19 protein-coding genes are annotated in these 18,421 nt (G+C 36.5%); 11 read left to right on the top strand and 8 right to left on the bottom strand.

What is annotated here, in order from left to right; translation table 11 throughout:
• Positions 1–78 precede the first annotated feature (78 nt).
• Genes G7B20_RS07980 through G7B20_RS07990 form a run of 3 tightly spaced genes read left to right on the top strand, consistent with a single transcriptional unit; the run spans position 79 to position 2,771 of the window.
• A complete protein-coding gene (locus tag G7B20_RS07980) occupies positions 79–1,230 on the top strand; it encodes an acyl-CoA dehydrogenase family protein (protein WP_164110003.1) in 1,152 nt (383 codons plus the stop codon).
• Positions 1,220–2,074 carry a hydroxymethylglutaryl-CoA lyase gene (locus G7B20_RS07985; RefSeq protein WP_164110005.1) on the top strand — a complete coding sequence of 285 codons (855 nt, stop codon included), beginning with the start codon at positions 1,220–1,222 and terminating at the stop codon, positions 2,072–2,074. The genes G7B20_RS07980 and G7B20_RS07985 overlap by 11 nt, the downstream gene beginning before the upstream one ends.
• On the top strand, positions 2,067–2,771 hold the full coding sequence (locus G7B20_RS07990; protein WP_164110007.1) for an enoyl-CoA hydratase/isomerase family protein: 705 nt from the start codon (positions 2,067–2,069) through the stop codon (positions 2,769–2,771). Before G7B20_RS07985 ends, G7B20_RS07990 begins: the two co-directional genes overlap by 8 nt.
• 2 nt (positions 2,772–2,773) lie before the next feature.
• On the opposite strand, the gene G7B20_RS07995 is transcribed toward G7B20_RS07990, so the two are convergent.
• Positions 2,774–3,547 carry a segregation and condensation protein A gene (locus G7B20_RS07995; protein ID WP_164110009.1) on the bottom strand — a complete coding sequence of 258 codons (774 nt, stop codon included), beginning with the start codon at positions 3,545–3,547 and terminating at the stop codon, positions 2,774–2,776.
• 214 nt (positions 3,548–3,761) lie between these two features.
• Between G7B20_RS07995 and dxs the strand changes: the two genes are divergently transcribed.
• Together dxs and dnaA are read left to right on the top strand one after the other, a co-directional pair.
• Complete coding sequence (gene dxs, locus G7B20_RS08000) at positions 3,762–5,690, top strand: 1-deoxy-D-xylulose-5-phosphate synthase (protein WP_164110012.1); 1,929 nt, start codon at positions 3,762–3,764, stop codon at positions 5,688–5,690.
• A 381-nt stretch (positions 5,691–6,071) separates the two neighbouring features.
• Positions 6,072–7,499 carry a chromosomal replication initiator protein DnaA gene (gene dnaA / locus G7B20_RS08005; RefSeq protein WP_079642983.1) on the top strand — a complete coding sequence of 476 codons (1,428 nt, stop codon included), beginning with the start codon at positions 6,072–6,074 and terminating at the stop codon, positions 7,497–7,499.
• A 144-nt stretch (positions 7,500–7,643) separates the two neighbouring features.
• On the opposite strand, the gene G7B20_RS08010 is transcribed toward dnaA, so the two are convergent.
• From G7B20_RS08010 to G7B20_RS08035, 6 genes are all read right to left on the bottom strand, one after another.
• Complete coding sequence (locus G7B20_RS08010; protein WP_164110013.1) at positions 7,644–8,006, bottom strand: hypothetical protein; 363 nt, start codon at positions 8,004–8,006, stop codon at positions 7,644–7,646.
• A 183-nt stretch (positions 8,007–8,189) separates the two neighbouring features.
• Positions 8,190–8,537, bottom strand: a complete 348-nt coding sequence (locus G7B20_RS08015; RefSeq protein ID WP_164110016.1) for a hypothetical protein — start codon at positions 8,535–8,537, stop codon at positions 8,190–8,192.
• A gap of 99 nt (positions 8,538–8,636) precedes the next feature.
• The gene (gene lpxK / locus G7B20_RS08020) at positions 8,637–9,680 is read right to left on the bottom strand and encodes a tetraacyldisaccharide 4'-kinase (RefSeq protein WP_164110018.1); all 1,044 of its coding nucleotides are present in this window, start codon (positions 9,678–9,680) and stop codon (positions 8,637–8,639) included.
• Positions 9,677–10,138 carry a gliding motility lipoprotein GldH gene (locus G7B20_RS08025; protein ID WP_164110020.1) on the bottom strand — a complete coding sequence of 154 codons (462 nt, stop codon included), beginning with the start codon at positions 10,136–10,138 and terminating at the stop codon, positions 9,677–9,679. Before G7B20_RS08025 ends, lpxK begins: the two co-directional genes overlap by 4 nt.
• 26 nt (positions 10,139–10,164) lie before the next feature.
• On the bottom strand, positions 10,165–11,586 hold the full coding sequence (locus G7B20_RS08030; RefSeq protein WP_205600188.1) for a stage 0 sporulation family protein: 1,422 nt from the start codon (positions 11,584–11,586) through the stop codon (positions 10,165–10,167).
• 8 nt (positions 11,587–11,594) lie between these two features.
• A complete protein-coding gene (locus tag G7B20_RS08035; RefSeq protein ID WP_164110021.1) occupies positions 11,595–12,740 on the bottom strand; it encodes an ATP-binding protein in 1,146 nt (381 codons plus the stop codon).
• Between the two features lie 165 nt (positions 12,741–12,905).
• Between G7B20_RS08035 and dnaN the strand changes: the two genes are divergently transcribed.
• The 6 genes from dnaN (at position 12,906) to nadD (ending at position 17,647) form a co-directional block, all read left to right on the top strand.
• Positions 12,906–14,030, top strand: coding sequence for a DNA polymerase III subunit beta (gene dnaN / locus G7B20_RS08040; RefSeq protein WP_164110023.1), 1,125 nt, complete (start codon positions 12,906–12,908; stop codon positions 14,028–14,030).
• 11 nt (positions 14,031–14,041) lie between these two features.
• The gene (locus tag G7B20_RS08045) at positions 14,042–14,701 is read left to right on the top strand and encodes a DedA family protein (protein WP_164110025.1); all 660 of its coding nucleotides are present in this window, start codon (positions 14,042–14,044) and stop codon (positions 14,699–14,701) included.
• A 301-nt stretch (positions 14,702–15,002) separates the two neighbouring features.
• Positions 15,003–15,575: a CAP domain-containing protein gene (locus tag G7B20_RS08050; protein WP_164110027.1), complete on the top strand. Its 573-nt coding sequence runs from the start codon at positions 15,003–15,005 to the stop codon at positions 15,573–15,575.
• Positions 15,576–15,616: 41 nt separating this feature from the next.
• On the top strand, positions 15,617–16,492 hold the full coding sequence (locus G7B20_RS08055; RefSeq protein ID WP_164110029.1) for a YicC/YloC family endoribonuclease: 876 nt from the start codon (positions 15,617–15,619) through the stop codon (positions 16,490–16,492).
• 4 nt (positions 16,493–16,496) lie between these two features.
• Complete coding sequence (gene gmk, locus G7B20_RS08060) at positions 16,497–17,066, top strand: guanylate kinase (protein ID WP_164110031.1); 570 nt, start codon at positions 16,497–16,499, stop codon at positions 17,064–17,066.
• A complete protein-coding gene (nadD, locus tag G7B20_RS08065) occupies positions 17,066–17,647 on the top strand; it encodes a nicotinate (nicotinamide) nucleotide adenylyltransferase (RefSeq protein ID WP_164110033.1) in 582 nt (193 codons plus the stop codon). Before gmk ends, nadD begins: the two co-directional genes overlap by 1 nt.
• Positions 17,648–17,650: 3 nt before the next feature.
• Here the strand turns inward: nadD and G7B20_RS08070 are convergent, their stop codons facing one another.
• Entirely contained in the window at positions 17,651–18,415 is a 765-nt protein-coding gene (locus G7B20_RS08070) for an SDR family NAD(P)-dependent oxidoreductase (RefSeq protein ID WP_205600194.1), read from the bottom strand.
• Positions 18,416–18,421: the final 6 nt, after the last annotated feature.

Consider the following 18,421-nt stretch of genomic DNA (forward strand, 5'->3'; position numbering starts at 1 on the left):
TCGTAAAATATAATTTGTTTTTTTTGATATTTGTAATAATAATTATAAACTGAATATAAACATAAGTAAAATTTCATTATGTACAATGCGAAGGATACCGAGCAAATGGTAATGATACGTGAGAGCGCACGTGAATTTGCAAAAACGCACATCAAACCCTTTGTTATGGAGTGGGATGAGAAGCAATTTTTTCCAGTGGATCTTTTTAAAAAAATGGGCGAGTATGGATTTATGGGCATATTAGTACCGGAGAAATACCATGGTGCAGGACTTAGTTATCAAGAGTATATTACCATTTTGGATGAAATATCTAAAGTATGTGGTTCTATTGGTCTATCTGTAGCAGCTCATAATTCGCTGTGTACAAATCATATTCTTTCTTTTGCAAATGAAGCACAAAGGGAAAAATATTTACCTAAATTAGCTACAGCAGAGTGGATAGGCGCTTGGGGATTGACCGAAACAGGATCAGGATCTGATGCAGGTGGAATGACAACGGTAGCTGTTCAAGACGGCGATTATTGGGTGATTAATGGATCTAAGATATTTATTACCCATGCCATTAGTGCCGATGTTGCTGTAGTAATAGTACGTACGGGTGAAAAAGGAGATAAGCACGGTATGACTGCTTTTATTATTGAAAAAGGTACTCCAGGATTTACAGCAGGTAAGAAAATTGATAAATTAGGCATGCGAGCCTCGGAAACAGCAAGTTTGTTTTTTGATAATTGTAGGGTGCATAAAGATCAAGTAATTGGACAAGTCGGCAATGGTTTTGTACAAGCATTGAAGCTCTTAGATGGAGGTCGAATTTCTATCGCGGCTTTATCGCTTGGAATCGCTCGGGGGGCTTATGAATGTGCATTGCAATATGCTAACGAAAGAGAACAATTTAATCAAAAAATATTTGATTTTCAGGATGTTTCTTTCAAGTTGGCAGATATGGCCACAAAAATAGAAGCTTCCGAATTATTAATCAGAAAGGCTGGTTATTTAAAAGATACCCATCAGAAAGTAACTAAAGAGGGTGCAATGGCCAAATTGTACGCTTCGGAAGTCGCTGTTGAAGTGGGGAATGAGTCTGTACAGATTCATGGTGGCTATGGTTTTACCAAGGATTTTCCGGCAGAAAAGTTCTTTCGTGATGCGAAATTATGTACTATAGGTGAAGGAACAAGTGCTATTCAAAAGATGGTAATCGCACGTGAAATACAAAAAAATGTTAAATAGTTCAGAAATAAGACTGGTAGAATGTCCCAGAGACGCTATACAAGGTATAGGTGATTTTATTCCTACACAGAAGAAAATCACCTATATAAATGGATTATTGGCGTCAGAATTATTTGAGTATATTGATTTCGGGAGCTTTGTTTCGCCAAAAGCAGTGCCTCAGTTGGTCGATACGGTCGAGGTGCTAGATGGTTTAGAAAAAGGAAAGACCAAGTTGTTGGCAATAGTAGCTAATGAAAGAGGAGCAGAAGCTGCTTCAAAGCTCGGGCAAATAGATTACCTGGGATACCCCTTTTCTATCTCTGAAACATTTCAGAAACGTAATGCTAATTCAACGGTAGAAGAATCTTTAGAGCGTGTAAAGCGTATTTGCGATCTTTTACAATTTGGAAAACAAGACCTCGTTGTATATATATCTATGGCTTTTGGAAATCCTTACGGTGATTTGTGGCATGAAGATTTAGTATTAGGGTGGATCGAGCGGCTTTCAGATTTGGGAATAAAAAGATTCTCTATTGCGGATACAACGTCAGAGGCTTCTGTAGAGGCTATTTCTACATTGTATAGGCTTGTGGCTAATCAATTTTCAAGTATAGAACTTAGCTTGCATTTACACGCGCGTATTGAGGAAGCACTTTTAAAAGTTAATGCAGCTTATGAAGTAGGATGCAGACGTTTTGAGGGAGCGTTTTTAGGATTTGGCGGATGCCCATTTGCTAAGGATGATTTAGTAGGTAATATCCCTATGGAATTGCTTTTGGATAGATTTGGAAAAGGAAACCCGCAACAGATTATGCAACTGATGGACGCATTTCAAGAAATGATAGGAAACAACGATGTATAGATATATCAAGGTAGAAAAAGAAGGATTTAAGTGTACTGTAACGCTAACGCGATCAGAAAAGCGGAATGCTTTTACACCTACGATGATTAATGAAATCGATCATGCCTTTCGGCACGCAAATGATGATGATGCGATAAAAATTGTAGTAATTCGGGCTGAAGGACCAGTTTTTTGTGCAGGAATGGATTTAAAGACTTTTGAAGATCCAACACTCGATACACCTAATCCACATATAGTTAATAGGAATGTATCACTCGGTGAAGTATTTGATAGCTTGTTAAAGCCTTCGGTGGCTATTTTAGAAGGAAATGTGATTGCTGGCGGTTTTTTGATTATTCTCGGCTGTACTTATGCTTTTGCAAGTAGAGAAATTAAATTCAGATTACCGGAACTGGAATTAGGGATATTCCCGTTTCAGGTAATGGCTAGTTTATTGAAAGTAATGTCTGAAAAGCAGGTTTTACAGTTATGTATGGATACTCGGTATTTCGATGCGGAAAGAGCATTGTATCTGGGCATTATTGATGGTTTCTTAGAAAAAAGAAAAGTAGAGGAACTAATAAATTCTTTTGCGGAGAAAGATACAATAGCCCTTAAGACAGGGATTTATGCTATGCGAAGATTGAATACTATCGTTCCAGAAGAGCGGTTTTCATTTCTAAAAAATGTTTTGGACGAATTGAAGCAGAGTAGGTAATTTTATTCTTCTTCTGCAGTCTGCTCAACCACAGAAGGATCTCTTTTTTCGATAGAAAAGCTATTATATCCTGCTCCTATTTCAATTTCTAGCAATTTTTGCTGTAGCATCTCCAAAATAGCTAAGAAGTTGAAGACAAACTGTACTCGATTTTCAGAGTTTTTTAGGATATGCTGGAAATCCAATCTTTTGTTTAATTCTATAAGCTCAGAAATAGCTTTCTTTTGCTGTTCTATGGAGTATGGGAACTTTACTACAGTATGTGTTATTGGCAACACACGGTGCGTAAAGTGATACATCATTTTTTCATAAACCATCATCAGTTTATAAAGATCAAAAGAAGCAAGTTCTTCTTCCGTAATTTGTCGCTTTGTGTGTTTCAAATCATAGTTGATGTTAGCCCTATGATGTAGTTTTTCGCGATCAGCTTCAAAGACTCTTAGTTCTTCGCAAATATCTTTGAACTGTTTATATAAAATAAGTTTTTGAACAAGTTGTTCTTTGAGATCTATTTCATTCTCATTGCCATCCAAATCGGGCCTAGGAAGTAACATTTTGGCTTTAATACGCATTAGCGTAGAGGCGACAAAGATAAATTCGGATGCTAATTCAATGTTTAGTGATTGCATTTTCTGAATATAATCCAAAAAATCATCTGTAATCCGTGAAATAGGTATATCATGGATGTTTAATTCATCTCGTTCGATAAAGAACAATAAAAGATCAAAAGGACCTTCAAATTGTTCAAGTTTTATTTCGTAGTTTGTCGCATCCATAACCAAATTCAAAAATAGGTAATTGTAAGGTAATATTTATGTTTTCGAACAACATATGAGGAATATTTTATCGTAAGTAATATGGATAAGAAAAAGATAACGGGATTATTTGTTTTAATTGACGTGATCGCTGAGTTAAAAGTTTTTGTCTATATATTCTATTGTTTATGGAATTAATTGTTACTTTGTATCTTATTTTGAAACTTTTTAAGGTATGCAGGTAGAAGCAGGAGCACTTTTGAAAGGAATTCAATTTCCGTCTGATTTACGTAACTTGAAAGATGCTGAATTAGAGGAAGTTTGTAAAGAACTTAGACAGTATATAATTGATGTTGTTTCTGTTAACGGGGGACATTTTGCTGCCAGTTTAGGAGTTGTTGAACTCACGGTAGCATTACATTACGTATTGAATACACCTTATGATCAGATTATTTTCGATGTGGGCCACCAGGCCTATGGCCACAAAATTTTGACCGGGCGTCGGGATTTATTTCATACAAATCGAATTTTAGGAGGTATTTCTGGTTTTCCTAAACGGGATGAAAGCGAATATGATGCATTTGGTGTGGGGCATTCATCGACGTCTATCTCTGCTGCGCTGGGTATGGCGGTAGCTTCTGCTTATAAAGGAGAGACAGACAGACAGCACGTGGCCATAATTGGTGATGGGGCGTTGACCGGAGGAATGGCTTTTGAAGCTTTAAATCATGCCGGAATAGAGAAATCTAACCTACTGGTGATATTGAATGATAATTGTATGTCAATAGATCCTAATGTAGGTGCTATGAAGGAATATCTTACGAGTATTACGACTTCTAAAAGCTACAATAGATTCAGGGATGATCTTGTAGCGGTATTAGCGAAGATTTCTAAAAATGGCCCTGATGCCTACGGTTGGGCGAAAAAACTGGAACTGAGTATCAAAGGGACTCTTTTGAAAAACTCTAATTTATTTGAGTCGCTTAATTTTAGGTACTTTGGACCTGTGGATGGACATGATGTCAATAAGTTGGTAAAGACGTTGGAGGATTTGAAGCATATTAATGGCCCTAAATTGTTGCACGTGGTAACAGTAAAAGGTAAAGGATATGCTTTGGCAGAGCAGGATCAAACAAAATGGCATGCTCCGGGTCTCTTTGATAAGATAACCGGAGAAATTAAGAAATCTAATCACGACAAACCACAGCCACCTAAGTATCAGGATGTTTTTGGACATACATTGGTCGAATTGGCGGAAAGTAATAGTCGGATAATGGGAATTACCCCTGCTATGCCGAGCGGATCATCTATGAATATTATGATGAACGCTATGCCGAATAGAGCATTTGATGTGGGTATTGCGGAGCAACACGCTGTCACTTTTAGCGCGGGATTAGCTACACAAGGGTTAGTACCGTTCTGTAATATATATTCTTCTTTTATGCAGCGGGCATATGACCAGGTGATTCATGACGTGGCATTACAAAACTTAAATGTGGTGTTTTGTTTGGATAGAGCGGGATTGGTCGGTGCCGATGGACCAACACACCATGGAGCTTATGATATTGCATTTATGCGATGTGTTCCAAATATGACTATAGCAGCACCAATGAACGAAGAAGAGCTCCGTAATCTGATGTATACAGCTCAGTTGGAGAATATGGGACCATTTGTAATCCGTTACCCCCGAGGGTCAGGTGTTATGGCGGATTGGAAGCGTCCATTCAGAGCTTTGGAAGTTGGGAAAGGGCGTAAACTTGTAGACGGTGAAGAAGTTGCTGTTTTAAGTTTTGGACATGTAGGTAATGAGGTGTCAAAAGCATTCCATGTGTTGAATGCAGAGGGAATCTATCCTGCCCATTATGATATACGATTTGTCAAACCGTTGGATGAAGGATTGTTACATGATGTCTTTAATAAGTTTAAAAAAATAATTACTATTGAAGACGGTGTACTACCTGGTGGATTTGGTTCTGCTGTGGTTGAATTTATGGCCGATCATAAGTATACAGCAAACTTGGTGCGATTAGGTATTCCAGATGAAATAGTGGAGCATGGGGAGCAACCTGAGCTTTGGAGACTGTGTAATTATGATGCGAATGCAGTTGTGGTGGAATGTCGAAAATTGATGCAATCGCAACCTACGAAGACGATGGTTGGTTAGTAAACCAATTTTAAAAAAATTGAATTTATAAAATGATTAAGCCACAAGGAATTGTGGCTTATTTTTTGCTTTATATTTTCTGAAAATTGATTAATGTATGGGTATGAAAGTTTTCCACAGTTTTCGATTTATAATCTAAATTTTACTAAAAACAACAATATATTATTGCTATCTATCAGGTGTGTGGAAAAGTAAAATTTGACACTTAAATAATTGCTTAAACACCTTTAAAATCTATGTAAATACTTGTATTTTAGTTTGTTGAGTTTTTTTTAGATTTTGATTTTTTTAGCTCAGAAATTTTTGTCATCTTCGTTGAGAGAGAAAGTTATAAACAATTTTTTATCATTAATTGGTTATCAAGTTATTAACAATTTAGGAATGGAAAAAACGTATACGGGTGTTTGGAATAATTGTCTTCAGGTAATAAAAGATAACATTCCAGCGCAAAGTTTCAAGACATGGTTCGAGCCTGTGAAGGCAATTAGGTTGGAAGGAAACGTTTTGACTATTCAAGTACCGAGTTTATTTTTCTACGAGTGGTTGGAAGAACATTATGTAGGAATTCTTCGTAAGACTGTCAAAAAGTTTTTAGGAGAGCAAGGAAGATTAGAGTATAATATTGTGGTTGAGAAATCATCTGCTAATATACCTTATACAACCAATATACCTTCGAATGGTAATGGTGCAGAAGCAAAGAGACAATCTATTCCTGTCCCTGTCGCACTGAATAAAAATATAAAGAATCCGTTTGTAATCCCTGGTTTGAAGAAATTGCAGGTGGATCCACAATTGAACCAGAATTATACTTTTGAGAATTTTGTCGAGGGAGAGTGTAATCGGTTGGCGAGATCTGCTGGATATGCCGTAGCGAATAAGCCTGGAGGAACATCATTCAACCCATTGATGCTATATGGAGATGTGGGATTGGGTAAAACACATTTGGCACAAGCTATTGGAAACGAGATAAAAAAGAATTTATCAGATAAGTTAGTAATATATGTGTCGTGTGAAAAGTTCTGTCAACAATTTGTAGATTCGTTAAAGAATAATACAATCAATGACTTCGTAAACTTTTATCAGGCAATGGATGTCATCATTATGGATGATGTACATAACTTCGCTGGTAAGGAGAAAACACAAGATATTTTCTTCCACGTATTTAATCATTTACACCAGTCAGGAAAGCAAATTATTTTGACATCAGATAAGGCTCCTAAAGATCTTTCTGGGTTGGAGGAACGTCTGTTAAGCCGTTTTAAATGGGGATTGTCTGCTGATATTCAAGCTCCAGATCTAGAAACAAGAATGGCTATCCTTAAAAAGAAAATGTATTCGGATGGCATCGAGTTACCTGAGAATGTAGTGGAGTATGTCGCTACTCAAATAGATAATAGCGTGCGTGAGCTAGAGGGAGCTATGGTATCTTTGTTAGCACAATCTACATTAAATAAAAAGGAAATCGACCTGAACTTAGCTAAATCGATGCTTAAAAACTTTGTGAAAAATACACACAAAGAGATATCGATGGAATATATACAGAAATTAGTATGCGAGTATTTTGAAGTACCCGTAGAAATGGTGAAATCTAAAGTTCGTAAGCGAGAGATCGTACAGGCTCGTCAGATATCAATGTATCTTGCCAAAAATCATACTAAATCTTCTCTGAAATCTATTGGTAGTTTTTTTGGAGGAAGAGATCACTCAACTGTAATCTATGCTTGTCAGACCGTCGAGGATTTGATTGAGACAGATAAAAAATTTAAAACTTACGTACAGGATATTCAAAAGAAGCTAAAGACTTCTTAATCGAATAAAAAAGAGAAAGTGGGAAGCAGCGCATCTTTTCGATACGCTGCTTCTTTTATGCAGGTAAGATTATAAAAAGATCGGAACAGTCTAGATTGACTGTCCCGATTCGGCTAGGTAATTATGAAATTATAAACTCTGTGATTATACAGATTCTGTACTTTCCTCCTTTTTTGCAGCTTGTTCCTCTAGATATTTAACAAATAGAGGTTTTTGTTCCTCTGTTAACAGTTCATTTATTTTTGTATTTGCTGTCGTTGTTAACGCATCTGTTTGTTGTTTTATTGCTTCTGTCGTTAACGTTGTATCCGATTTAATAGCAACCTTTGCCTTTACTTTTTCAAGAACGATTTCGTATATCGCAGTTTGCTGGTCATCATTTAGAGTTAGTTTCTCAGTTAATTCCGTAACGGTTTCTTTTGCTTTGGTTTCTGGATTAATCTCTTGTGCAAAAAGCATCGTTATCGCGAAAAGGAAGCTTAAACCTGTTAAAATTAATTTTTTCATAGCATTTAAATTTGAAGTTTTGAAATATATTATTTGTTCGTTTCTGATATAATAACTCCAAATTGTACTTCTTTATTGTTTTATTGTATCTTGTTTGTTACATTTTAACATCATTTAACAAAATGTAAAAAGGAGGTAATTATATATCACCTCCTTTTTTATATCTTATTATCAGTATTTTATTTAATTTGATCTTCTATTTTTCCTTCTGTTTTGAAGTTCTTCGTATTGAGTGATCTGTTTGGCTGTAAGGAAAGATTTGATTTTTAAATTACGAGCCTCTAATGATTTCTTAATTTGTGCTTGATCATTTTCCTTTCTGTGTAAAGTAGAGGCCTTCATAGACTGAAGGATATAGATGTAAATTGAATCTTGCTGGGATTTATTTAACTCTAGTTCTTTTGTAAGGCGTTCAACTTGCATTTTTGCTCGTTCTTCAGGCGGACGGTTCTGCCGAGATTCTTTTTCTTGTGCAACGCACATACTTACTGTAAGTATTGTCGCAATTAGGAGTGTGATTACTGTTTTCATGATATATCAATTAATTATGAATGGTGTAAATTTCAATAAATTAATTGATTATTAGTTGGTTACACTATCATATTTAGCGAATATTAACCTTTGTTAATGCTAATTAACGTTAAGATGAGTGTTTAAATAATTAAAAATGAAGTGATCAAAGGTTTCTTTTTGTTGATCCATCGATTTTAATTGAATAGGGATGTAATATAAAGGAATATTAGAAAACATTTCAGGACAGATTCTTTGGATGTCTTTTTCCGTTGTTAAAAGAATTTTTTGATCGATAGCTACCGAATGGTAGAGTTTTTCTATTTTACGAAAGTCTTTTTCTGTATAATTATGGTGATCCTGAAACTGTAATAGATGAATAGTGTTTCCCAGATCTCTTAGATATGAAACTAAGGGGTTTGGATTTGCTATCCCACAAAATAGAATAATATCAAAATTTCTTAATTCATTATGAAAAGTTTTTTCATCTCTGGTTTTGGGATGATCATAAGCAATTCCAGTATAAAAAATAGGAGAAAGCGAATGTTTTCTTATCAAATGTTCTATATGTTTCTTATGTGTCTCATTAAGAGTTTTAGGACATTTTGTTATCAGTATAAGATCTGCCCTTTTGGTTGCCGAAAAATTGTCTCTGAAATTTCCTGTTGGCAGAAGGAATATAGGCTCGAATAACGAGTTAAAATCGAAGAGTAAGATTGAAAAACCCGCTTTCAATTTACGATGTTGGTAAGCATCATCTAAAATAATCAGATCATTTTTGTATTGTAGTTGTTCTATACCAAAGCAGCGGTCTTCGGATACAGCAACGGTAATATCAGGAAATTTGTTCTTGAATTGTAGAGGTTCGTCTCCAACTTCTGTGGCAAAAGAATCTTTGTTTACAAGTCGATATCCTTTAGTTTTGCGCCCATATCCCCTGCTTAAGGTCGCTATCTTATAATTTTCTTTTAATAGACGAACAATGTACTCTGTCATCGGGCTTTTTCCGGTGCCACCTATTGCGAGGTTTCCAATGACAATTGTTGGTATGGAGAAAGTAGTGCTCTTCAAAACTCCTCTATCGTATAGAAGATTGCGTATCCAAACAATTAGGGAATAAATTAATGTAATGGGGAGTAGTAACCACCGTAGTACGGCAATCATTGCTTCACGACTTTAATACCGACATCTACGACATCTTTTAGTGGTGTCTCACGCATATTCTGTTCGATAGCAAATGTATATACGCCTGTATCTGGGAAAACAAAGTTTTCTTTTGCTAGGTATTGTACTTCATAAAGGGATCCCGCAGAGTTGCCAAGCCAACGTCCATCAAGTTGAGCCAAGGGGATTTCTTTTCGGTATGCGGTATCTATTAGTTTATTACCTTTTTCATGAAGAAGAACGAAAATATTGGAAAAGTCGTAGTCATTGGAATGGCGAAGATTGATATATAGATTATATTTTGATTTATTATCTTCTATATGTACCTCAAAATGAGGTTTTTCTTCGTATGACCAAGATCTATTTGATATAGGCTGATTTTTTTCATAAACAGCATCATTGGTACAAGAAACCAAAAAGATAAGCGTAACGCAAGAATATAGGAGATACTTTACCATATTTTTGAAAAATTAGTGACGAGAAATTACTCGCCACTATTATTGGGTTTATCGTTATTCTTATTTCTATTCCGATTATTAAATCTTTTCTTCTTTTTTTGTTCAGGCTTGTCTCCTCCTTCAGTCATCTCCTTTGATTTTGCCTGACCTGAATTTCTATTTTGAGAAGGTTGTCTATTTGGTCTAGAACCAGAATTGACATTGTTTTCTTTCTTTTGAGCTAGAGTACCATCATGCTTTGCCGCAGGCGATTCATTAGGAGGCCCATTTGTTTCACTCTTTTGACTTGTGGCCTGTTTAGGCTTGTTTTTTCTTTTTTTCCGTCTTTTGTTTTTATCATCTAGACGTGTAAGACTATCTTGCCCAACAACATTTTCGTAGTCTAGGATGACTGGCTTTTTTGTTTCAACAGTTTGTGGTGTATAATCTAGCGCATCGGGCTTGATACCACCTTTATTCATATCTGCAAGTTCTTTAACCTTACTTATTGATAGCGGTATCCAATTTTCTGCACCGGGATAAGAAAACCACATAGTTTTCTTAAATATATCTGTTTTTTGGAGATATGCCATTCCGCTAGTTGTTTCTATGCGATCGACATCATTCGGAATATCTTTAAGAGCATCCATATAACTGTCAAGCTCAAAATTCAAACAACATTTTAGTTTGCCACATTGACCAGCTAATTTTAAGGTATTCAACGATAGGTTTTGGTATCTGGCAGCGGAAGTAGATACTGTCTTAAAATCGGTAAGCCATGTGGAACAGCAAAGCTCTCTACCACAAGACCCTATGCCTCCTAGACGACTTGCTTCCTGACGCATGCCGATCTGTCGCATTTCTATTCTGATCCGGAAAGATTCTGCCATACGTTTTATCAGCTCGCGAAAATCTACACGTCCCTCTGCGGTATAATAAAAAGTAGCTTTAGTTTTATCGCCTTGATAATCTACATCAGAGATCTTCATGGATAAACCAAGATCAAGGGCTAGTTTCCTTGCCCGGTGCATGGTCTCCCATTCAAGTTCTTTTGCTACATTAAATTTGTTAACGTCTGCCTCATTGGCTTTACGGTATATCTTTTTAACAACAGAATCTGGAGAAATATTGTTTTTCTTCAACTGAAGTCTTACAAGCTCTCCTGTAAGAGAGACATGACCGATATCATACCCGCCTGTCGATGGTTCCACGGCAATCATTTCACCCATTTCTAGGTATATATTATCCGAGTTTACATAGTAGTCCTTACGCGATCCCTTGAATCGAACTTCAACGATATCAAAAGGTTTATAATTTGAAGGCAAATCCATGTCGGATAGCCAGTCATATACATCTAATTTATTACATCCGCTGGTCATGCAAGAACCATTGTTATTGCATCCTGCCGGTACTGTACCTAATTTGCTTCCAGTACCACAGCCCCCGGATGAGCAACTGCCACATCCCATATTTCTTTCTATATATATTGAGTCCCTCTAGGGAACGTTTGATATTTGAACAATAAAACTAATTGCAAAGATAAGTCTAAAAATAATATTTTCGCATTGCCGTTACGCTCAATTCCATAATGTGATTTTTCTAGGATATTGATGGCCTCTTCTAGTTGTTCAAATTGGAATAATCCACTAAATTTCTCTACAAAAGTAAACTCTTCTTCTTGTAAGAAGACTAGATTTCTCAATCCCTGTTGCATTAATATGATTTGCCTCATCATATTAATGGCATAAAGTAAGAAACTTTTTTGATTTTCTCTACCTAATTTTGAAAGTTTGTCCTCGGTCAGGCTAATTATTTCCTTTCCATTGTCTGTTACAATAAAGCGAAGCCATTGTACCAGGATAGAAAAAGTTTCGTTTTCACCATGTTGATGAATCAAATTTAATGCTTCTTGAACATTTCCATCAGCGATGAAAGCTATTTCTTTTGCCTTATTGGTATCTATTCCCCGATCTTCAATCAAATAATTTTTCATTTCATCGTGATGAAGTTTGTTTATTTTGATTAATTGGGTTCGCGAAATAATGGTATTAATTATTTTATCTTGATTTTCAGCAACTAATAGAAACAACGTCTTTGCTGGAGGTTCTTCAATTAATTTTAATAAAGCGTTGCCTTGTGTATCCAGATATTCGGGTAGCCACATGATTAAGACTTTATATTCAGATTCAAAGGACTTCAGACTTAATTTTTTAATAATATCATGAGCCTCAGCGATGTTGATATTTGCCTGCTTATTTCCTGAATCGAGTTGTTCTCTCCAAAAGCTTAAACCTAAATAGGGATTGGTAAGAAAAGCCTTGCGCCATTCATCCATATAAGTTGTCGCTGTTTCTTCTTTGCCTTTTGCAAAGAACGGGTACGAAAAGTGTAAATCAGGATGAATTAATTTTTCATATTTCCTGCAAGACGAACAAAGACCACAGCTGTCATCTTCATTTTTATTTTCACAATTGATATACTGTGCATAGGCTAAAGCCAATGCAAGACTTCCAGATCCTTCAGGACCTAAAAAAAGCTGCGCATGACTGACTCGGTTGTTTTTTACCGAGTTGATTAAATGGCTTTTAATACTCTTATGTCCTACTATTTCCTTAAACTGCATATTATTAGTCTATACAAACTTAGATAAAATGCACTGTATTCACGAATACCAAGTAGAAAAAGTACAGCTATATTCATGCTGTAGGAGAACATTAAGAATGAGTTTGATTGTAAAAATTTAAATCTTTTCAGTATTATTGCATATAAAAAAATATCGAAGCTAGACATGAGATTTATAGTATCCACATCCGTATTATTGAAACAATTGCAATCCATAAGCGGGGCATCCAGTAGCAGTACTGTTCTTCCTATTTTGGAGAATTTTCTTTTTGAAATAAAGGATAATACGTTAACAATTTCTGCGACGGATTTACAGACAAGTATGGTGACTTCTTTATCGATTGAAGCTAAAGAAGAGGGACGCGTAGCAATGCCATCAAAAATTTTGATTGATACACTAAAGACTCTTCCTGATCAACCGGTTGCTTTTTCCGTGGATACAAAGACCTTGGCTATTGAAATCAGTGCTGGTGACGGAAAGTATAAACTTAGTGGAGAGAATGCGGACGATTTTCCTAAAATCCCAGTAGTAGATAATGTTTCGACAGTAAAACTTTCAGCATCTATACTCTCAGAAGCGATCAACAAAACGATATTTGCCGTAAGTAGCGACGAGTTGCGGCCAGCAATGTCGGGTGTATTAGTTCAATTGGGCGAGCAAAATATTACTTTTGTGGCGACAGATGCACATCGATTGGTAAGATATCGTCGTACGGATGTCGGTGCTGAAAAGCCAACATCTATTATTTTACCGAAAAAGGCATTAACATTGTTGAAGTCTTCTGTACCATCCGATGAAACATCGGTATCCATTGAGTACAATACGACAAATGCTTTTTTTCAATTTGGAAGTATCCACTTGATTTGTAGATTGGTCGATGAACGTTATCCAGATTATGATGCTGTAATTCCTCAGGTTAATCCCAATAAACTTACAGTAGATCGTGCGTTGTTTTTGAACACCTTGCGTCGTGTCGTTATTTTTGCGAATAAAACGACACATCAGGTACGCTTGAAGATTAACGGGAGTGAGTTACATATTTCGGCAGAAGATCTTGACTTCTCGAATGAGGCTCATGAGCGTTTGAACTGTCAGTTTGAAGGAGAGGATATGGAGATCGGATTTAATGCTAAATTTTTAGTAGAGATGTTGAATAATTTGAATTGTGAGGAGGTTGTACTAGAAATGAGCACACCGAATCGCGCAGGCTTATTACTGCCAGCTATTAAGCAAGATAACGAAGATATCTTGATGTTAGTGATGCCAGTAATGTTGAATAGTTTTAATTAATCTAAGCTCCTTTGGAATTAATATATTCACTGATAGATTTCATTCTTCATATAGATGACCATCTAGTAGAAATTGTAAACAATTATCAAACGTGGACTTATTTGATATTGTTCCTAATCATATTTGTCGAAACGGGAGTCGTAGTAATGCCGTTCTTGCCAGGCGATTCATTGCTTTTTGCTGCAGGTATGCTGGCTGCACAACCTAATGATCTTAATATTGGGATTATGATTGTTCTCTTGCTTATAGCTGCTATTACAGGGGACTCTTTAAATTATTCTATTGGAAAGAATTTTGGAATGCGTATCACTAAGTTTAAGCTTTTTGGTAAGCAAATGGTTACAGATGAGCATATTACAAAAACACATTCATTTTACGAGAAGTATGGTAGCAAAACTATTGTAATAGCTCGTTTTGTACCTATTGTGAGGACTTTAGCTCCTTTTGTAGGAGGCATCGGTAGAATGAAGTACAGTACATTTATCACTTATAATGTTGTTGGAGCGATACTTTGGGTCGTTGGTATCACATTAGCTGGTTATTTCCTTGGTAATATTCCAATTATTCGAGACAATTTCTCAAAAGTCGTTTTGATTATTATTTTCCTTTCTGTACTTCCGATAGTATTTGAAGTGGTGAAAGAAAAATTAAATAGAAATAAAGCAGCATAAGAAGCCGCAATTTACAAATAGGAAGAGGCATCCATAATGGATAGCCTCTTTTTTTGTTCAGTACAAGTTTATATCTGATCTATAAGTTAAACGAATTTCATTCGGAGATAACAGGGACTTTATTCGGACTTCATTCGGACTGGAGCGAATGAAGTCCGAATAATAAGCGATTGATTTATGGACTTAATTAGCTTTGAATGAAGTACAGTCTACAATCTGTACTGGCACAATAGTATAGTTATATGTACCCTATATTAAACATTGAAGTGAAAAAAGAGTCAATAATAAAAACAATAACAGGATGCGTATTATATTATTTTTACTTTTAATCTCTACCTCATCAATAGCGCAGAATAGGACTATTACTACAGATAAACAACAAGCTAAAGAAGCTTATCTCCTATTGAACGAAATTCGGATGCATCCAGAGAAGTATGCGAAGCAATTGGGTATATCCCCGGTTGGAAAAGTCAAGAAAACTAAATTGGTGTGGAACGAAACTTTGGCTAAGGCGGCTGAATTTAGAGCATATGATATGGCTCAGCGAAATTATTTTGATCATGTGACACCCGAAGGTTTAGGCCCTAATTATTACATCGCTAAGGCCGGCTATAGCTTAAATCCCGATTGGATAAAAAAGAAGTCTGCAAATAACTTTGAGTCTATAGCTGCCAATCACGCTACGGCAACAGATGGCATCAGAGCATTTATTGTAGGTAAGGAATCTCCTGGATTTATGCATCGTAAACATGTATTGGGAATGGATGAATGGAATGGTTCGCTTATGGATATAGGTATCGGTTTTGTTCATGCACCGACAGGCTCGACGTATAAAACCTATTTATGTGTTATAATAGCAAAACACGATTGGTAAATGGGTATTAGAAATAAACGTTAGTTTTCCTACCTTTGCATATGATAAAATCAATGACAGGATACGGTGTTGGCTCGCGTGAGAATGCGAAGGTTAAATATACCGTAGAAATAAAGTCCTTAAATTCCAAATTTTTAGAGTTAGGTATACGTTTGCCTAAAGCCGTTTCGGATAAAGAACTAACGCTTCGTGGAGAGTGTGGTAAACTTATTGAAAGAGGTAAGGTGAATATTTTGATTTCATCGGAATATACAGATCAGACTGCAAAGGCCTCTTCTATCAATGGAGAGCTTTTAAAGAAATATTATGACCAACTTAAGGATATTGCATTGCAGTTAGGGGAAGCTCAACCGAATTTATTTAGTCTTGCATTGACTATGCCCGAAGTCGTTACGAATAATGAGGATGAAGTAGATGAGGAAGAAGGAAAAGTGTTGTTAGATGCATTTTATCAAGCGATAGAAAAATTCAATGTATTCAGGGTAGATGAAGGAAAGGTTTTAAAGGCTGATTTGGAGAAAAGAGTACAGTTGATACTAGACTATCTGGCAGAGGTTGAATCGGTAGAAGGAAATAGGATACCCCTTATTAGGGAGCGGATTAGTCAATATATGGATGAAGTTGTTGGGAAGGAGAATATAGATAAAAATCGCTTTGAGCAAGAGCTGATTTTTTATATCGATAAGCTGGATATCACGGAAGAGAAAGTTCGTTTAAGAAGCCATTGTGGTTATTTCTTAGAAGCACTGAATGCAGTGGATTCTAATGGTAAGAAGTTAGGATTTATTTCTCAAGAGATGGGGCGGGAGATTAATACGTTGGGTAGTAAGGCTAATAATGCTGGTATACAGCAAATCGTTGTTCGAATGAAAGAAGAGTTAGAAAAAATTAAAGAACAATTATTAAATGTCCTCTAATCCGATGCGTAAAAAGTTAATAATATTTTCTGCCCCATCGGGTGCAGGTAAAACTACCATAGTTAGATATCTGTTAAGTAAATACAGTGATAAACTTGAGTTTTCCATATCTGCAAGTACAAGAGATCCTCGTGGAACGGAAGAGAACGGAAAAGATTACTACTTTATTTCAAAAGATGATTTTTTGCATAAAGTAGCAAAGCAAGAGTTTATCGAATTCGAAGAAGTGTATTCGGGTACCTACTATGGGACATTGCGTTCGGAGCTGGATCGCATATGGTCTGCGGGTAAAAGTGTTATTTTTGACATCGATGTAGTGGGTGGTCTGCGGTTGAAATCTAAATTTCCAGAAGAAGCTTTGGCAATTTTTGTAAATCCGCCATCACTTGAGGTTCTTAAAGACCGTTTATCCGGGCGAGGTACTGATTCTGAGGAAAAGTTGAAGGAGCGATTTGCTAAAGCAGAGTTGGAATTGAGCTATGCAAATAAGTTTGATGTGATCTTAAACAACTTTGATCTGGATACAGCGTGCAAAGAGGCAGAAAAGCTTGTGTTGGATTTTCTAAATAAGTAATGGAGAAAAGAAAGGTTGGACTTTTTTTTGGTTCTTTTAATCCGATCCATGTAGGTCATTTAATTATTGCTAATTATATGACTCAATATACGGACCTTGATGAGGTATGGTTTGTTATTTCTCCCCAGAACCCGTTTAAGGACAAAAAAAGTCTAGGAAATATGTATGACCGCCTTGAAATGGTCAATCTGGCTATAGAGGGCGCAGACAAACTGCGTGCGTCTGATATCGAATTCAGTCTTCCGCAACCTTCCTATACGATTGATACCTTAACTTATTTGACAGAAAGATTTCCCCATAAGGAGTTCATGCTCATTATGGGGGAAGATAACCTTATTGGGTTGCACAAGTGGAAAAATGCGGATGTATTATTAAGAGACTACCGCATTTTAGTATATCCAAGACCCGGATATGACGCCGGTGAATGGCGTAAACACCCCTCTGTCACATTGACAGATACACCACACATGGAGCTGTCGTCTACTTTTATTAGAGGGGCGATCAAGGATAAAAAAGATATAAAATTTCTCGTCCCTGATCGCGTGTTAGAATTTATTGATAAAAAAGGATTATACCTTTAATCACTATCTACCCATCCAGCCCCCGTCTACGGTTAAAATGGTGCCGTGTACATAGTCGGAAGCAGCAGAAGCTAAGAATACAGCAGGTCCTTTAAAATCATCTACCTCACCCCATCTTCCTGCAGGAATACGACTAAGGATCGACGCCGAACGGTCGGCATCCTCTCGCAAAGCTTCAGTATTGTCTGTGGCAATATATCCTGGAGCGATGGCGTTTACATTGACTCCTTTAGAAGCCCATTCGTTTGCAAAAGCTTTGGTTAGAGACCCGATAGCACCCTTGGATGCTGCATATCCAGGAACATTAATACCACCTTGAAAAGTGAGTAACGAGGCTGTAAATACAATTTTTCCGGAACCTCGAGCAATCATTTCTTTTCCTATTTCCCGCGTTAATATAAATTGTGCGTTCTGATTGATTTCTATAATTTGATCCCAATATTCATCCGGATGCTCGGCCGCAGGTTTGCGTAAAATATTCCCAGCATTATTGAACAGGATGTCAATTACAGGGTGTTCTTTTTTGACAAGCTCAATAAAGTTATATAAGCTTTTTCGGTCGGAAAAATCGCATTGGTAGGCATAGAATTTACGACCTAAGGATTTTATAGATTTTTCTACGGCAGAATTGCTTAATTCTAAGCTGGCGGATACGCCAATAATGTCGGCACCGGCTTCTGCTAATGCTTCTGCGAGTGCTTTTCCAATTCCCCGTTTACAGCCGGTGACTAAAGCTACTTTTCCAGATAGGTCAAAAGATGTTAGAATAGACAT

Source organism: Sphingobacterium sp. xlx-96, from assembly GCF_011007365.1.
GTDB lineage: Bacteria > Bacteroidota > Bacteroidia > Sphingobacteriales > Sphingobacteriaceae > Sphingobacterium > Sphingobacterium luzhongxinii.

Excerpts from the sequence above, each read along its gene's own strand:
- G7B20_RS08010 (WP_164110013.1), bottom strand. The coding sequence starts at position 8,006 with ATGAAAAAATTAATTTTAACAGGTTTAAGCTTCCTTTTCGCGATAACG.
- G7B20_RS08035 (WP_164110021.1), bottom strand. The coding sequence starts at position 12,740 with ATGCAGTTTAAGGAAATAGTAGGACATAAGAGTATTAAAAGCCATTTA.
- G7B20_RS07980 (WP_164110003.1), top strand. The coding sequence starts at position 79 with ATGTACAATGCGAAGGATACCGAGCAAATGGTAATGATACGTGAGAGC.
- G7B20_RS08050 (WP_164110027.1), top strand. The coding sequence starts at position 15,003 with ATGCGTATTATATTATTTTTACTTTTAATCTCTACCTCATCAATAGCG.
- G7B20_RS08015 (WP_164110016.1), bottom strand. The coding sequence starts at position 8,537 with ATGAAAACAGTAATCACACTCCTAATTGCGACAATACTTACAGTAAGT.
- G7B20_RS08025 (WP_164110020.1), bottom strand. The coding sequence starts at position 10,138 with ATGGTAAAGTATCTCCTATATTCTTGCGTTACGCTTATCTTTTTGGTT.
- G7B20_RS07985 (WP_164110005.1), top strand. The coding sequence starts at position 1,220 with ATGTTAAATAGTTCAGAAATAAGACTGGTAGAATGTCCCAGAGACGCT.
- G7B20_RS08055 (WP_164110029.1), top strand. The coding sequence starts at position 15,617 with ATGATAAAATCAATGACAGGATACGGTGTTGGCTCGCGTGAGAATGCG.
- dxs (WP_164110012.1), top strand. The coding sequence starts at position 3,762 with ATGCAGGTAGAAGCAGGAGCACTTTTGAAAGGAATTCAATTTCCGTCT.
- dnaA (WP_079642983.1), top strand. The coding sequence starts at position 6,072 with ATGGAAAAAACGTATACGGGTGTTTGGAATAATTGTCTTCAGGTAATA.
- nadD (WP_164110033.1), top strand. The coding sequence starts at position 17,066 with ATGGAGAAAAGAAAGGTTGGACTTTTTTTTGGTTCTTTTAATCCGATC.
- dnaN (WP_164110023.1), top strand. The coding sequence starts at position 12,906 with ATGAGATTTATAGTATCCACATCCGTATTATTGAAACAATTGCAATCC.
- G7B20_RS08030 (WP_205600188.1), bottom strand. The coding sequence starts at position 11,586 with ATGGGATGTGGCAGTTGCTCATCCGGGGGCTGTGGTACTGGAAGCAAA.
- G7B20_RS07995 (WP_164110009.1), bottom strand. The coding sequence starts at position 3,547 with ATGGATGCGACAAACTACGAAATAAAACTTGAACAATTTGAAGGTCCT.
- lpxK (WP_164110018.1), bottom strand. The coding sequence starts at position 9,680 with ATGATTGCCGTACTACGGTGGTTACTACTCCCCATTACATTAATTTAT.
- gmk (WP_164110031.1), top strand. The coding sequence starts at position 16,497 with ATGCGTAAAAAGTTAATAATATTTTCTGCCCCATCGGGTGCAGGTAAA.
- G7B20_RS07990 (WP_164110007.1), top strand. The coding sequence starts at position 2,067 with ATGTATAGATATATCAAGGTAGAAAAAGAAGGATTTAAGTGTACTGTA.